Origin of the sequence: Paraburkholderia aromaticivorans (genome assembly GCF_002278075.1) — a bacterium.
In the GTDB taxonomy this organism is placed as follows: Bacteria; Pseudomonadota; Gammaproteobacteria; order Burkholderiales; family Burkholderiaceae; genus Paraburkholderia; species Paraburkholderia aromaticivorans.
This window is the reverse complement of sequence record NZ_CP022990.1, coordinates 2,512,443-2,527,484: the sequence shown is the minus strand read 5'-3', so window position 1 is coordinate 2,527,484 and position 15,042 is coordinate 2,512,443. Positions and strand designations below refer to the sequence as shown.

Here is a 15,042-nt window from a genome sequence, read left to right as displayed (position 1 = left end):
TTGCGCGAGCTGCAACGGAAAGGCCGGGCCGCTATTGAATCTCGTTTCAACACCATCGCCGCCAAGTAATACACGACTTCTCACCCGGACGTTTCAGAACGGTACGTATGGACAAACCACGCCGCTTCCATCCCCCGCGGCGCTCAGAATTGCTCGATCCACGCCGCGAGGCGGTCGGCGGGAAACTCAGTTCGATATTGAGCGGGCCGGAACGCGACGGCATCCCCTTCACGTCGCGGCTCGAGTGCAAAGCCATTCTCGTCGAGCCAAAGCAGGCTTGCCAACCATGCCGCATGGCCGGTCGACACGGCCTGATTAACCGGTTCGCCCAGAAATTCGGCGAGTGCGGCAAGCTCCTCCCAGACCAGAGCATCGGCTTCGCGCCTGACCTTGATGCCCGCCTCATTCAATGACTGAGCCACCGCCGCGACCGCGTCGCCGGCCGTGGAACCGGCGCCTCGGTTACGCAGCTCTGCAAGCTTTGCCGCCACCATGTTGCCAAAAGCGCCGGCCCGGCTGCTCTCGGCCGCGACCAGATCGGAGTAGTCCAGCAGCAGCCAGTCCGGTTCGGAATTCCGCACATCGGCGAGCACTGCTGCTGCCAGATAGGTCTCCACCGGCTGGAAGCGCTCGGTGCCGATCAGCGTGGCGGACAGCGCGCGAATCAGACCGATCCGCGTGGCGAGAGTCTGCTTTTGCAGCACCCCCAGCTTCTCACGCAGCAGGTGGTCGCGTTCCTTGCGCAGGTCGGACAGTTCGAGCGCCTGCTTCAGTTCCATGCGCAACGCGGCAATGTCCCACGGCTTCTTGATGTAGCGGTGGATATGACCGAGATTGACAGCCGCGACGGTCTGGTCGATCTCCGAATAGGCGGTCGTCAAGATCCGTACGACATGCGGATAGCGCTCGCTTGCATAGCGCAGCAGCTCGTTGCCGAATTCGCCGGGCATGCGCTGGTCGGAGACAAGAACGCCCACCCTGTCGCCGTGTGCGTCGAGAAGCGCCTTGCCCTCTTCCACCGAGCCGCCGGTCAGGACTGGCGCCAGGCTTCCGATGGCGCGCTGGAAGTATTTCACGGCCGTGGCCTCGTCATCGACGAAGATGATCGCCGCCGACGACTCCTGTGTGGCTTTCGCTTCGTTCATCAATAACTCCTGTGCGTTTGACCTTTAATAGGGGGGAAATCCAGCAAGACGGTGGTGCCGACTCCCGACGTGGACTCGATCTGGAGTCCGCCGCCACAGGACTGCATGACGCGGTCGCATAGAATCAGGCCCAAGCCGTTCCCACCGGATTTCGCGTGCGTTGTAATCGGGTCCGTCAACAGGCGGGCCTTTATTTCAGGGGGAATTCCCGGGCCGTTGTCGCAGATGCGGATACGGGGGCCGGGGTCTGCCGTCACGGTAAAGCGCACCGACGGAGAGGGCACATCCGCAACCGCGCGTAGCGCGTTGGACAATAGCGAAGAGAGCACGAGCGCCACGCAGTTGGGCTGCGTCACCACGGGAAAATCGCCATTGATCTCGACCTGTACCCACGACCGCTGCGCCGCTGCGAACGGATAGGTATCGAGCAAAGCGGAGATCAGGCCGTGCGCCGTGATCTCGCTGCGGGCGTCGCCCTCCGCGAGTTTCCGGTGTCCATTGTGGACCGATCGCCAGAACGACGAGACCACCGCTATGCAATACTGCGCGCTCTCACGCATCGATCTGGCGGCGCCGATGATCTCCTGCGGCGAATCGTGTTCCACGTCACCGCGATTTTCGATGCTGCTCGCGTTCAACGCAATGGCAGCGAGCGGCGTGTTCAATTCGTGCGCCAGAAAGGCCAACGTCTCGTCGATTGCCATCAACCGCTGATTCTGGATGGCGCGTTCGCGATAGCGCTCGATCGCCATTTGAAGCGTTTCGCGCACGGAAACCGGCCTGAGCGGTTTTTCGAGGATGCGGAACACCTCACCGGTATTCACCGTCTGCAGCAGCACGTCGACGTCTGCATAAGCAGTAACCAGAATCCGCACGATGTGCGGGTATTCCTGCGCCACCTGTCGCAGCAGGTCGCCACCATCGCGGCCCGGCATGCGGAAGTCCGTGACCAGCACGGCAATGCGCGCGCTGTCCTGCTGAAGGACGGCGATCGCCTCGTCACTGCTTCTAGCGAGCAGGACTTCATAGTCCGCATCGACAGCGCGTGCGAAATATTTGCCCGCCAACTCTTCGTCGTCGACGTAGAGAATAGTGGGCTGCGTCTGCCGGATGTCGTTCATGGGGTTCTCACGGGGCGCGGGACAGATCGAAGCTGAATGATGCCCAACTTCCCAGTTCGCTCTCAGCGTACAGCAGACCGCCATGGCGCTCGATCACGGCATAACTGATCGACAGACCCAGGCCCAGGCCCTGCCCGACGTCGCGGGTGGTGAAGAACGGCTCGAACACGCGCGCCAGGTGCTCATCCGCAATGCCCGGTCCGTTGTCCCGTACCGTCACGTGCAGGCGTTGGTCCGACCACTTGACCGAGATGTGAATCGTCGGTCCGGCGGTGCCCGCCTTACGCATGGCCAGCACCGAATTGGAAAGCAGATTGATCAACACGCCGATGATCGCCGCTTCGTCGCCCAGCACCAGGGTGTCCGCGGGAAGCTCACGCGTCACGGTAACGCCGCGCAACTCATGCGCGATGAGCCGGATCGCCGAATCGAGTGCCTTCTCGAACAGGAACGGTGTGCCCGCCTCCGCTTCGGCGCCGGGCTTGCGGTAGGCGAAGGTCTTGAGGTCCGACACGATGTGCTGGATCCGCTGCATGCCCTGCCTCGCGTCGACAAGACACTCCTGCAGCGCCGGCTCCGTTTTGGTCACGGGCTCCTCGAGCGCGACCTCGATCGCCATCAGGCAAAAATTCACCGGGTTGTTCACTTCATGCAACAAGCCCGCGGCAAGCGTGCCGACCGCCGCCATTTTTTCCTGCTGCAGCAATTGGCCCTTGATATCGAGCAGCTTGCTGTTGGTCTCCTCGAGCTCGGCATTCTTTTCGGATACTTCGGTCTTCAGGCGAAACAGCATGAAGCGCACGCGTTCGTTGAAGAAGGTGTACACAGCGCTGGCGGCCGCGGCAAACAGAAGGAGCAGTACGTTGACGGTCATCGTGCCGACCGGCACCGCACCGTGCGGAGGCAGCAGGCAGGCGAGCAGGTACAGGACGCACGACAGCACGCCGAACACCAGGTTCTGCCACAAGCCGAATGGCAATGCGATGCCGGAAGCGAAGATGGCAAGATTCAGCCCCATATAGTAGGGCGACTGAACGCCGTCGGTCTGCCAGATCATCCACGAAATCATGGCCTGCGGCAGCAGCAGCCAGGACAGCGTCAACCATGGGGACAAGCGTCGCCCCCATGGGGTGCTCAGCATGATCACGATGCCGCCGATCAACAGCGAGACGAGCAGACGCGCAGCGGCGAACGAAGTCTGCAGTTGCGGATACTGCGCATGGTCCAACCCCACACCGAGCAGGACGAGCACGATGGCCGTGTACGCACCGCCGCGGCTGAACGTCACGCGAAAGTCCGCCAGCTCGGTTTGATAGCCTGTGTGCAGTTGACTGATGCTCATGGATGGCTGTCTGCTGACGGTTCAGAGGATCGTGGCTTCCGCGAACACATTGACCCCGGTCTCGTCGACGTAGAGCTTCTGTTCGGTGGACTGTGCGGGCAGCAGCGAGCGCATGCCGCTCTCGTTCCGATAGATCAGATACCACTCGAGCAGATGCTCCATGCCGTACTTCTCGGGGTTGGCCGAGTGCACGTTGGTGACCAGCAAGTGGCCGCCGGGACGCGTGCGGGCGGCGAAGTAACTCAACAGCCGTGTGCAGACCTTGTCCGACAGATAATCGAACAGACCGGCGCAGTACACGGCGTCGAATTCGCGCTGGGTCGCGTCGGGTGAAATCTTGCGTTTGAGCAGATCGTGCACCGATTGATGCACCGTTTCCACCACGACTTTTTTCCCCACCTCGGCCGCCGCGCCTTCGATGGCGGCCTTCGTGAAAGCCAACGTTTCCTCGCTGAAGTCCACCAGCTGGAACGACAGCAGATCGGGCTGCGCGTATTCGCGCACGAAGCGCTGGATCTCGAAAGCCGGTCCGCAGCCGACGTTGAGTATCCGGAACGGTCTGCCGGCTACGCGCGCCGCTTCGGCCTGGCGCGTCAGAAAGTCGATCAGCAGCGTGATCCGGTTCCGGTGCGCGGTCGCCACGGCGGCCTTGAGGAAGGCCGTATTGACGATCTGGAAGTAGGTGGTCGGCCCCTGCTGCGGATCGCTCAGAATCTGGTTGACCATCTCGTAGTCGCCGGCATAGCCCAGCGGCTTCGTAAACGTCCGGTAAACAAATGGCGCGCGCAGCAGCAGCGGATGCAGTGCCGCTTGCGCGTACGTGCGATGCACGGGCGCAATCTCCACGTCGACGAGTTCGGCCTCTTCCTCGAGCCGCACGAGATAAGACTTGACCTTGTGCATGATGGGGGTGGCGAGCTCGTAGAACAGATCCTCGCGCAGCTTGCCGTCGGTCTTCGGCAGGCTCTCGGTCAGATCGACCTGTTCAACCCAGCGCGACACTTCCGAGAGGAATGCGCGCATCTCGTTGACCACGATCTGATAGCCGCGCCGGATATTGAAGCGCGCGTCCCAGTCGCTGATGAAGAGCTCGGCTTCCCGCCCGACCGACCTGGGTTCATTGGACAGGACGCTAAGCTCGCGCCACTCGTCGATCAGCGCCAGCGAAACCACCGCGGTAAGGCCGGTATTCACGAGGCTGACGACCACCGCCTTGCCCAAATAGGCATTCTTGCTGCCCATACGCACGCTCAGCTCGCTTAACACCTCGCTGACCTGCACGATCGAGTATGGGTTATAAACCTCCATCACCAAAGATTTTCTCTGGAGGTTAATGATTGTCCCACGCACCTGTTCGCGTTGCGAGTTGCGGAAGCTGACTACCGGATCGATTTGCGTTTGAGAGTACACGGTATAAGAACCTGAGGATTCTGGAAAACGCAGCTGGGTGTTGGATGAAGTCCAGTGATTGGCTGCCGCACTTGCCACATCGAATAAGAACCATGGACGTGGTTCAAGCCAATGTTGCGCTGGCAACGTTAAACCCTTTGCCAGAATGGCTCCGGCGAGTCGCAGTGTAACACCAACAACGGTTAATTCTGAACCGCGTCAAATTCGTGAGGAAGGCTGTTGGCGGGTTTGCCTGACGAGCATCTAAATACGATGGAAATGGGTTTTTTGAGGAACCGCTTTTATCTATTAGTGCGGCCTTCGGCAGGAGGATGACCGTGATGGCTGGAATCAGCCTGGCAGATAGGGGGGCGCCCAGATGGGCTGATTACTGACGCAGGCGTGCGCCGCGGCACTGCATGAAAAATGAAAGCCTGTGAGAAGGCCCAACGGTCATATCGGCCGTGGCGAGCGGTTGACGGGCTGACTCGGCGCGCGTCGCGATCCGGTCATGAAGGGTAAGGGAGGGGATCCGGTCACGCCGGCCGCCGCCTCCCGGTCAAAGAACCCTTACTGCAACACCCCGCTGTCGATGCATGCGATCTGCCAGCAGGCGCGGCGGATGAACCGGTATATGCATGGTGCATCGCTGCCGGCGTGATGCCGCCACCGCGGAGCGCCGCTCGGTTCGCCCGAGCGCTACAGCGTGGCGGTCACGCCACCATCCACGTAGAGAATGTGTCCGTTCACGAAGTTCGACGCGTTGCTCGCGAGAAAGACCGCTGCGCCGACGAGATCTTCCACATCGCCCCAACGCCGCGACGGCGTGCGTCCGGTCAGCCACTTGCTGAAGGTCTCGTCCTTGACGAGCGCCTCGGTCAATTCGGTTTTGAAGTAACCCGGCCCGAGACCGTTGACCTGAATGCCGTGCTGGCCCCAGTCGATCGCCATGCCTTTCGTCAGCATCTTCACCGCGCCCTTGCTCGCGGTGTAGGCGGCAATGTTGGGGCGGCCCAGTTCGCTTTGCACCGAACAGATGTTGATGATCTTGCCGCGCTGCCGCCCGATCATATGCCGCGCCACCGCCTGCCCGACCAGGAACACGCTGTCGACGTTGGTCTTCATCAACTCCTGCCACTGCTCGTGGGAGAACTGTTCAAGCGGCGCGCGACGCTGCATGCCGGCGTTGTTGACGAGAATGTCGATGGCGCCGATTTCGCGTTCGATATCGCCGATCGCCTTTTCCACCTCGTCAGCCGATGTCACGTCGAAGCCGGCGGCATGAACGGTGGCCCCTTCATCGCGCAACCGGCCGACAGCCTCCGCCAGCCTCGCCGCGTTACGGCCATTCAGAATGAGTTCGGCGCCGGCGCCGGCCAGACCTTTTGCGAGCGCATAGCCAATGCCGGTACTCGACCCGGTGACCAGCGCCCGGCGCCCCGACAGATCAAACATGTTCAGATTGCTATTCAACTCCACTTCTCCTCGAAGCTAATTCGTCCGATTTCCATCGAGCACCATCGGGTGCGTTCAGCCATTGCATCACCTCCTTCAAATTCGAGGCGCTGTCTTGCGAAGCACGGAGATGCAGCACGCCGGCTTCACCCGCCGGCGATTCGAGCGTATCGAACTGATCCGCGACCAAGGTCGCGGGGAACTCATGATCGGGCCGCGCCGCCACGCGCGCCATCGCCGCGGACAGGGGAATGTCGAGAAACACGAAGCGCAGCCGCGCGACACGCGCGCGCATACGCTCCCGGTAACGGCGCTTCAACGCGGAACAGGACAGCACCGCCGCGCCCTGAATCTCGATCATGCGTCCGGAGAGCCGGTCCAGCCACGGCTCGCGGTCACTGTCGCACAAGGCGATGCCGCGACACATCTTCTCACGGCTTGCCGCTCAATGATGCTCGTCCCCTTCGATAAAGACGCCTTCCAGCGCGACGGCCAGTTCGCGCGCGAGCGTCGACTTGCCCGAGCCCGATACGCCCATCACCACTATCTTATCTGTCACGTTGCACAATCCAGCCACGTTGTTGCGGCGGGCGATCGACAAGATCGCGCCGGTCATTCAACAGGCCGCGGCGAGTCGATCCCGACGCACCGCCGCCCCGCCCCCCTTTTCGCGTCAGGACACCGGCGTGAACTTGAGCTGGCCGATCGGCGTGACCTTGTCAGTGCGGGTCAGGCCATAAGGCGTCTTCGGTCCAAGCCACTTGTTGAAGATCGTGCTCATCTCGCCGCTCTGCTCCATCGCCGCCAACGCTTTATTCACCGCGCTCAGCATGGCCGGCTCGTTCTGCCGCAAGCCCACCGCGATCGGCTCGATCAGCATCGGCTCCGCCGCAATCGCCACCGCGCCGTCCGTGCCGTCCACCTGCTTTGCGATCTTCGTGGCGGTCGTCTGATTGGTGACGAAGCCTTTGACCTTGTTCTGCTCGAGTGCGAGAAACGCCGAACTGGTTTCGTGGAAGGTCACCGCCTGGCCATCCTTGATCGAAATCGGAATCGACTGCGCGGACGTCGAGCCGTCGGCGGCACTGATCTTCTGCCCCGTGAAATCAGCCAGCTTCTTGCTGGCGTCGGCCTTCTTCACGACCAGGACTTCCTTGGTGGAGTAGCACGAGTCGCTGAAGGCGATCTGCGTGGCGCGGGTCTTGGTGTAGGCCAGATTCGCCACCACGATGTCGACGCGCCCGAGCTTCAGTTGCGGAATGCGCGCTTCCACGGCCAGCGGCTCCGGCTTCGCCTTCACGCCCAGTTGTTTCGCCACGGCATTGCACAGGTCTACGTCCATGCCTTCGAGCTGACGCGTCTGCGCATTCGGATACGAGAACGGCTCGACGTTCGAATACAGGCCGCAACTCAACTCGCCGTGACTCTTGATATCGGCCAGTTGATCAGCATGCGCCGGGGCGATCGATGCCACCGCACCGCCCACGACCACCATCCCCGCGAAAATCTTCTTTACCTGTATCGTGATGCTCCTGAAGTGTATGTGTAAAGCAACCCATTGCTGATCAAAGGTGACGCAATCCGAACCACTGCGGCAAACCCGTTGCCTCAATGCGTGCGAAGGTCGGACAGGCATCGCTGCGCGCGGGCGTGTTGCGGACGCAAGAAGAACTCTTCCGGTTCCGCTGTTTCGAGAATTTTCCCCGCATCCATGAACCACACGCGATCGGCGACTTCACGCGCAAAGCCCATCTCATGCGTGACGCACATCATGGTCATGCCTTCCTGCGCGAGACTCTTCAGCACGTTCAATACTTCGCCGACCATCTCGGGGTCGAGCGCGCTGGTCGGTTCGTCGAACAGCATGGCCGACGGGTCCATCGCCAATGCGCGCGCAATGGCGACACGTTGCTGCTGGCCACCGGACAATTGCGGCGGGAACGCCTTGGCCTTGTTCGACAGACCGACGCGTGACAGCAAATCCGCCGCCTTGCTTTCCGCCTCCGCACGCTTGAGGCCGTTCACACGCATTGGCGAAAGCGTGATGTTGTCCAGCACGGATAGATGCGGAAACAGGTTGAACTGCTGAAACACGAAACCGACACGGCTGCGGTACGCATTCAGGCCCAGCTTCCTGTCGTGAATGTCCTGGCCGTCGAACAAGATCTGGCCGCGATTGATTTCCTCGAGCCGGTTGGCGGTGCGAATCAACGTCGACTTACCCGATCCGGACGGTCCGCACACCACCACGACTTCGCCTTTGCGAACGTCGGCGTTCACGTCCACGAGAGCGTGATATTCGCCGTATCATTTGTTGACGCTGGAAAATTTGATCATGCGAATTACCTCGAAGTGATTGAACGCCTAGTTCTCGGTGGGCAGCGGATCGGCGAGCGCGACAGGGCCGGTTTTCCGCGCTTTCGCCACGACACCGGCGCGCTTGCGTGTCACGCGCCGCTCCAGCTACCGCGCAAGCTGCGTCAGCGCATAACAGAGGGCGAAGTAGCTCAAGGCGAGAATCAGATAAACGGGGAACGGCGTGGTCAGCAGCCCATTGTTAATCTGATCCGCGGCGAAGGAAATCTCCTGCACGTTGATGATGTAACCGAGCGAGGTTTCCTTGATGGTCGACACGAACTGCGTGACCATGCTCGGCACCACGTTGTAGAGCGCCTGCGGCAGGATGACCGCGCGCCTGGTCTTCATGTAGCTCATGCCAAGCGCACGCGAAGCCTCGGCCTGTCCTTTCGGCAGTCCCTCGATGCCGGCCCGGACGATCTCGCCGAGATAGGCGGAGTCGTAGATCACCAGCGCGCACAGCACGGTGACGAATCCGGTGACCGGATAACCGGTCAGAACGGGAACGAGAAAGTACACCCAGAAAATCACCATGAGGAGCGGAATACCGCCCAGGTCGCACAAGGAATACCGCACTGGGGATTTCCCGTATTCGGAGCAGAATGTCGTCTGGCAAGGGGGCCAACGGGCGACGGTTGCGAGCACATGCTGATCCCGACTGCGCGGCATTGAGCGGCTGCCGGGATTTGATGCTGTCGGGGGCAGAAGGCGTGCGAAGCTTGCGCGCCGGCCGGCAAACGGCAACGGTCAGATCGCGAGTTCGGCTGGCGTGAGCTGGCATGAACGCGACGGCCTCCATGACCGAGCGTCGGCGCCACACACATTTGACTGGCGGAATTTTTCTAGCCGGCCACAATATTTGCGCGCCTGAAACGTCTTCAGACGCATGGAACCACCACCCACCCCGGGCACGATGACCGAACGAGACAGCGACATCACCGCGACCGTGGTGCGTGAGCGTACGAGGCTCGTCAATTTCATCCGGCGTCGCATACGCGATCCGCACGATGCCGAGGACATCCTGCAGGACGTCTTCCACGAATTCGTGCAGGCCTACCGGCTTCCGGCGCCGATCGAACAGGCCAGCGCGTGGCTCTTCCGCGCCGCGCGCAATCGCATCATCGACCGTTTTCGCAAGAAGAAGGAAGAGCCGCTGTCGGACCTGTTCGACGACGACGATGAAGCCGGCAATGAGTATCGCCTCGACCTGAACCTTCCGGCACACGATGCGGGTCCCGAAGCCCAATACGCTCGCGCTGTATTGCTCAAGGCACTGCAGGATGCGCTCGACGAGTTGCCGCCAAATCAACGCGACGTGTTCATCGCGCACGAACTCGAAGGCCGGTCCTTCAAAGACATCGCGGCTGAAAGCGGAGTCACGCTCAATACGCTGCTCGCACGCAAACGCTACGCGGTTCTGCATCTGCGCGCCCGGCTGCAGGCCATTTACGACGAACTGGATATTTAAAGGAGTTGACCTATGAAATTTCGAATCAGATGTGCAGGTAAAGCGCTGCTGGTGGTCATCGGCATAGGCGTGCTGGGGTGGGCGGTCATGACGCTATGGAACTGGGTGGTTCCGGCGTTGTTCGTCGACGCCCGCACGATCGATTTCGCGCATGCACTCGGCCTGCTGGTTCTGAGCCGGATTCTGTTTGGCGGCTTCCGCGGACACGGCGGCTGCCGCGAGCGGCGACTGTGGCGCAAATGGGATGTCATGACACCGGAGGAACGGGAACGTCTGCAGGCAGGCTGGCGCTCGCGGCCCGGCACACGCGCGGAAGATTGAGTACGCGCGAGACCCTTCACTAGTCGAACCCGGTTAGCGCGGAGAAAACCTATGACGTCAACGACCACGATGCTTTTACAGCAGCTTCACGAGCAGAGCCGGACGGAACTGATGATCCGGGCGCGGGCCCAGTTTCCGGGAGCGAGTGATGAGTTTCAATCACTCGCGGAAGAATACGACACGCTCGCCCCTCACCTGCGCGGACGTTTTCTCGAAACGCTCGGGCTGTCCAGCGAAGATTTCGAGTCCGTGCAAGGTGCGGCTCTCTCGCTGGCGGTCTCGGCGGAAATGGGACGATTCTTGCGCAACATGGTGCTTGCGCATAAGCCACGTCGGATTCTCGAACTCGGCAGTTCCTACGGCGTATCCACGCTGTATTTCGCCGAGGCGCTTCGCACCCTGGACGGCGGCGTGGTCGTGGCCACGGAACTGGACCCCGTGAAGTGCGCCCGCCTCCGGGTTCACGTCAGCACCGCGGGCGTGGACGCCTATGTCGACCTGCGGGAAGGCGACGTCTTCCAGACTGTTTCCTCACTGGACGGGGCGTTCGACATGGTGTTTATCGACGTATGGGCGAACACGTACCTTGATCTGTTCAAGCAGACGGAACGCCTCCTGCGCCCCGGCACCATTGTTCTCGCCGATAACATGTACACAGCCGAGGACGCTGTCCGGCCGTTCAAGCAGTACCTCGACGACAATCCGCGCTTTTCCACGACGACGCTGGACTTCGAATCGGGGGTCGAGTTTACGGTCGTGGTTTCCTGAGTCGATGCGGGACGGGTGCTGATGCGGTGCGGCGCGAGACGGCGCGCCGGCCGAGGCGCTAAGTGTCGAGACATCACGGGCCGTGAGTCATGTCGCTTATCGTCTGGTGAATGGCGATGCTCCGAAGCAACCGGCGAATCGCCTAAACTACAGAACCAACGGACACTGCCATCCCCACCACGCGACTCCGCCATGGCGCATATTTTCTTCGCCGCTTCGATTCAACGGCATATCGCAACGCCCGAGCGCGAGATCGACGCGCGCACACTACGCGAAGCGCTCGAGGCCGTCTTCGCCACGCAGCCCCGACTGCGCGGCTACATTCTTGACGATCAGGGCTCGTTGAGACGCCATCTCGCAGTGTTCGTCGACGGCCGGCGGGTGTGTGACCGGCAACATCTGTCCGATGCGCTCGGCGAGCAAAGCCGGGTTTACGTCGTACAGGCGCTATCGGGCGGGTAAGGACGTCATGCGTATTGGAGCTTTGCACGGGATCGGAGCAAACGCTGAAGCGCCCGCTCCGACCGAGATCTGGCCAAGAGGAGACACTCGATATGAGCGATCGCTTGCTTGTGGCGACCCGCAAGGGTCTGTTCGTTTTGAAAGCCAATGGCGAGGGTGGCTGGGAGTTCGGTGAGCTGCATTTCACCGGCGAGCCAGTGAGCATGGTGCTGCCTGATTCGCGCGACGGATCGCTGTATGCGGCGCTCAACCTCGGCCACTTCGGCGTGAAACTGCATCGCCGGCGCGCGGGCATGGCGGATTGGCAAGAGTGCGCGGTGCCCGTCTATCCGCCGCAGCCTGCCGACGAAACGCTCGCCCGTGATGGCGCAAACGCGAGTGCAAACACCGGCGCGGACAATGCGAACGCCGTCGCGCCCAGCCCGCCATCCCCCGCCTGGACACTTCAACAAATCTGGTCGCTCGAAACCGGCGGCCCGGACGAACCGGGCGTCTTGTGGGCCGGCACGATTCCGGGCGGGCTGTTCCGTTCCAGCGATGGCGGCGACACATGGCTGCTCAACCGCGCGCTGTGGGATCGCCCGGAGTGCCGCGAATGGTTCGGCGGCGGCTACGACGCGCCGGGCATTCATTCCGTGATGGTTGATCCACGCGATAGCCGGCATGTGACGATCGGCGTATCGTGCGGCGGCGTCTGGCAAACCGCCGACGGCGGCGCCACCTGGCGCGTGACTGCCGAGGGCATGGAGGCCGATTACATGCCACCGGAGCGGCGCGGCGATGCCAACGTGCAGGACCCGCACCGGGTCGTGCAATGCGCGGCAAATCCCGACGCGCTGTGGACGCAGCATCACTGCGCAATCTTCCGCTCGACCGATGGCGGAACACACTGGCAAAGGATCGAGGCACAGCCTTCGAGCTTCGGCTTCGCGGTTGCCGTGCATCCGCATGAGCCCGACACCGCGTGGTTCGTGCCCGCCGTGAAAGACCAGTGCCGGATTCCGGTGGACGGCCGGTTCGTCGTCACGCGCACACGCGACGGCGGCCGCACGTTCGACTGTTTTGCGAGCGGCTTGCCGTCCGCGCCGGCGTATGACCTCGTGTATCGGCACGGCCTCGCGGTGGACAACTCCGGTACGCGCCTCGCGATGGGGTCGACCACCGGCTCGCTATGGACGTCCACTGACGGCGGCGAAAGCTGGCAACTGATTTCGGCGCATTTGCCGCCTGTTTACTGCGTCCGGTTTGGATGACGGTCTTCGACTATCGAACGGCGGCTTAGCATTCCGAATGGATTCTGGGAAGCGCTTCGTGGCAGGAACCGCATTCGAGACGGCGCGGGAAAACGTGGGCTTTACTGGCGCAACGCCACGAGCATGACACATAGCGCGTTCACACGCGCATGTCGGGGTCACCGCTAATCCAACACAATCGGCTGCCCATGTGGTGTGCGTCGAGCGGCAATGTCCCACTCGCTCTGACGCTGCAGCAGCATGTCGCCTGTCACGAGGCCTTTGACGGCAGTGATGCGCTCCAATGCGGTCAGCCAATGACTGTAGTAGGTGTTGCCAATGTCCGGGTCGCCGGCGGCCTGCGCATCGCGGATCGCCTGATTGAGAAATGCTGCCCATTCTGCCCAGGTAAACTCGCCGCGCTCGTACAGGATCAGGGTCATCGCAAACGCCTGAGCTTCCCATGGGGCATTGAAGACAGGCCCTGCGTCGTCACACGGCAAGGCCGGCAAGGCCGCGCGCAGGTCCGGAAAATCCGTCGGGGTGTGGGTCGTCTTATGGGTCGTCTTATGGGTCGTCTTATGGGTCATCTTATGGGTCACCTTATGGGTCACCTCAGGCAGGCATAGCGCCCGGATAGTCGAGATAAGGTTCCCAGCAATCGACACAGACCGAAGCCGCGGTCGTATCCGCCCCCCAAAGTTCAGACGCCTCGAAGCGCACCGTGTAGAGCCACTGGGGTTGCTCACCGAGGCCAAGCGCGTTGGCATCGGGAAAGACGTGCGCGCCATGGACTGCGATGACGCGCCCTCGCCTGCCCCGGCAATAACGCGGCAGACGGGTATGAGTGGATGGATTGAACTGACGGGTCCGCACTTCGTCACCGGCCTTGAAGCGTGCCGGGGCGGTCACCGGTCGATCGACAGGGTTGCCTCGCCGCAGCGCCGACGCAACCTCACTGGCCATCAACACGCGCGCGACCGGCATCGGCGCATTCTTCGACTCGCCGCTGCCGATTTCCTCTGCCGTCACCATTCCCGTGTCCAACAGCAGCTTTTGCAGTCCTTCGAGCCAGATCTCGAAGTAGCTGCTGGCGAGGTATCGCGCAGGCGGCAAACTCTCCCGGGCGGCGCGAGACATGTCGATATTCCACTTGCCGACTGCGCCCATCGCCAGCGTGATCGCCAGCGCGCGACGCTCCCAGTCCGCGTGAAAGACCGGACCCTCGATTTCAGGCCGTATCGGACCGAACGACTGCATGCCACCAAGGTCTTGAGCACCGTTCATGGCGACTCCCGTTGCGCTTCTGGCGTCTTCGGCAATCCCGTGCCGATCATCGAGTCACGTGTCACCAGTTCGGCGAGGGCTTCCTCGGAGAAGCCCATGGTTCCGGGCGGCCGCACGGGCAGCACGAGATAGCGAACCTCCGAGGTGGAATCCCAAACGCGAAACTCGGTTTCGGGAGGCAATTCGAAGCCGAACTCCTTCAGTACGCCACGCGGATCGATGACCGCTCTGGATCGGTACGGCGCCGACTTGTACCACACAGGAGGAAGCCCGAGCACCGGCCACGGATAGCACGAGCACAATGTGCAGACCACCATGTTGTGCACGCGAGGCGTGTTCTCCAGCGCGACCATGTGTTCACCCTGCCTGCCGGAGTACCCGAGCGAAGCGATCGCTGCCGTAGCGTCTTCGAGTAACCATTGTTTGTATGCAGGGTCGAGCCATGCCTTCGCAATCACGCGCGCGCCATTGCGAGGTCCCACTTGATGCTCGTATGTCTCGATCAGAGCTCCCAGCGCAGCGGGATCGACGTAGCCCTTCTCCACCAGCAGGGATTCGAGCGCGCGGACACGCAGATCCATCTCCGACAGCGCACTGCCGTCGTGATCGTGATCGTGGTCGTGATCGCCATGATGCGTATTCCCGGACTCTCGGGGGTGCGAATCGTTACCGTTCATTGAAGTTCACCCGCGGA

Annotated in this window: 17 protein-coding genes and 1 pseudogene; 5 read left to right on the top strand and 13 right to left on the bottom strand. The window is 61.9% G+C overall.

Features of this window, described 5'->3' with window-relative positions; all coding sequences use genetic code 11:
* Positions 1-143: 143 nt before the first annotated feature.
* The 10 genes and pseudogenes from CJU94_RS30910 to CJU94_RS30870 form a co-directional block, all read right to left on the bottom strand.
* On the bottom strand, positions 144-1,145 hold the full coding sequence (locus tag CJU94_RS30910) for a response regulator (protein ID WP_095422339.1): 1,002 nt from the start codon (positions 1,143-1,145) through the stop codon (positions 144-146).
* Positions 1,145-2,266, bottom strand: a complete 1,122-nt coding sequence (locus tag CJU94_RS30905; RefSeq protein WP_095422338.1) for a hybrid sensor histidine kinase/response regulator — start codon at positions 2,264-2,266, stop codon at positions 1,145-1,147. The genes CJU94_RS30910 and CJU94_RS30905 overlap by 1 nt, the downstream gene beginning before the upstream one ends.
* A 7-nt stretch (positions 2,267-2,273) precedes the next feature.
* Complete coding sequence (locus CJU94_RS30900) at positions 2,274-3,608, bottom strand: sensor histidine kinase (RefSeq protein ID WP_095422337.1); 1,335 nt, start codon at positions 3,606-3,608, stop codon at positions 2,274-2,276.
* A 21-nt stretch (positions 3,609-3,629) separates the two neighbouring features.
* Complete coding sequence (locus CJU94_RS30895) at positions 3,630-5,018, bottom strand: class I SAM-dependent methyltransferase (RefSeq protein WP_095422336.1); 1,389 nt, start codon at positions 5,016-5,018, stop codon at positions 3,630-3,632.
* A 678-nt stretch (positions 5,019-5,696) separates the two neighbouring features.
* Positions 5,697-6,452, bottom strand: coding sequence for a glucose 1-dehydrogenase (locus CJU94_RS30890; protein ID WP_095422872.1), 756 nt, complete (start codon positions 6,450-6,452; stop codon positions 5,697-5,699).
* A 10-nt stretch (positions 6,453-6,462) separates the two neighbouring features.
* Complete coding sequence (locus CJU94_RS30885; RefSeq protein WP_208645384.1) at positions 6,463-6,879, bottom strand: gluconokinase; 417 nt, start codon at positions 6,877-6,879, stop codon at positions 6,463-6,465.
* A gap of 18 nt (positions 6,880-6,897) precedes the next feature.
* Complete coding sequence (locus CJU94_RS41590; RefSeq protein ID WP_208645383.1) at positions 6,898-7,011, bottom strand: AAA family ATPase; 114 nt, start codon at positions 7,009-7,011, stop codon at positions 6,898-6,900.
* A 114-nt stretch (positions 7,012-7,125) separates the two neighbouring features.
* Positions 7,126-7,926, bottom strand: a complete 801-nt coding sequence (locus tag CJU94_RS30880) for a transporter substrate-binding domain-containing protein (protein WP_244221025.1) — start codon at positions 7,924-7,926, stop codon at positions 7,126-7,128.
* Positions 7,927-8,060: 134 nt separating this feature from the next.
* A complete protein-coding gene (locus tag CJU94_RS30875) occupies positions 8,061-8,738 on the bottom strand; it encodes an amino acid ABC transporter ATP-binding protein (protein ID WP_244221024.1) in 678 nt (225 codons plus the stop codon).
* A gap of 78 nt (positions 8,739-8,816) precedes the next feature.
* A pseudogene (locus tag CJU94_RS30870) lies at positions 8,817-9,359 on the bottom strand (amino acid ABC transporter permease); the annotation flags it as partial.
* A 337-nt stretch (positions 9,360-9,696) separates the two neighbouring features.
* On the opposite strand from CJU94_RS30870, the gene CJU94_RS30865 reads away from it, so the two are divergent.
* The 5 genes from CJU94_RS30865 to CJU94_RS30845 all read left to right on the top strand — a co-directional run bounded on the left by CJU94_RS30865 (position 9,697) and on the right by CJU94_RS30845 (position 13,082).
* On the top strand, positions 9,697-10,278 hold the full coding sequence (locus tag CJU94_RS30865; protein WP_208645382.1) for an RNA polymerase sigma factor: 582 nt from the start codon (positions 9,697-9,699) through the stop codon (positions 10,276-10,278).
* A 12-nt stretch (positions 10,279-10,290) separates the two neighbouring features.
* Positions 10,291-10,599, top strand: coding sequence for a hypothetical protein (locus CJU94_RS30860; protein ID WP_095422334.1), 309 nt, complete (start codon positions 10,291-10,293; stop codon positions 10,597-10,599).
* Positions 10,600-10,650: 51 nt separating this feature from the next.
* Positions 10,651-11,367, top strand: a complete 717-nt coding sequence (locus CJU94_RS30855; protein ID WP_095422333.1) for an O-methyltransferase — start codon at positions 10,651-10,653, stop codon at positions 11,365-11,367.
* 192 nt (positions 11,368-11,559) lie between these two features.
* Positions 11,560-11,829: a MoaD/ThiS family protein gene (locus CJU94_RS30850; RefSeq protein ID WP_095422332.1), complete on the top strand. Its 270-nt coding sequence runs from the start codon at positions 11,560-11,562 to the stop codon at positions 11,827-11,829.
* 92 nt (positions 11,830-11,921) lie between these two features.
* On the top strand, positions 11,922-13,082 hold the full coding sequence (locus CJU94_RS30845) for a WD40/YVTN/BNR-like repeat-containing protein (RefSeq protein ID WP_095422331.1): 1,161 nt from the start codon (positions 11,922-11,924) through the stop codon (positions 13,080-13,082).
* Between the two features lie 164 nt (positions 13,083-13,246).
* Here CJU94_RS30845 and CJU94_RS30840 read toward each other — a convergent pair whose 3' ends face one another.
* From CJU94_RS30840 to nthA, 3 genes are read right to left on the bottom strand one after another with little or no spacing between them, the layout of a single operon-like run.
* On the bottom strand, positions 13,247-13,651 hold the full coding sequence (locus CJU94_RS30840; RefSeq protein ID WP_095422870.1) for a nitrile hydratase accessory protein: 405 nt from the start codon (positions 13,649-13,651) through the stop codon (positions 13,247-13,249).
* A 25-nt stretch (positions 13,652-13,676) separates the two neighbouring features.
* Positions 13,677-14,348 carry a nitrile hydratase subunit beta gene (nthB, locus tag CJU94_RS30835; protein WP_095422330.1) on the bottom strand — a complete coding sequence of 224 codons (672 nt, stop codon included), beginning with the start codon at positions 14,346-14,348 and terminating at the stop codon, positions 13,677-13,679.
* Complete coding sequence (gene nthA / locus CJU94_RS30830; protein WP_095422329.1) at positions 14,345-15,025, bottom strand: nitrile hydratase subunit alpha; 681 nt, start codon at positions 15,023-15,025, stop codon at positions 14,345-14,347. The genes nthB and nthA overlap by 4 nt, the downstream gene beginning before the upstream one ends.
* Between the last annotated feature and the right edge of the window lie 17 nt (positions 15,026-15,042).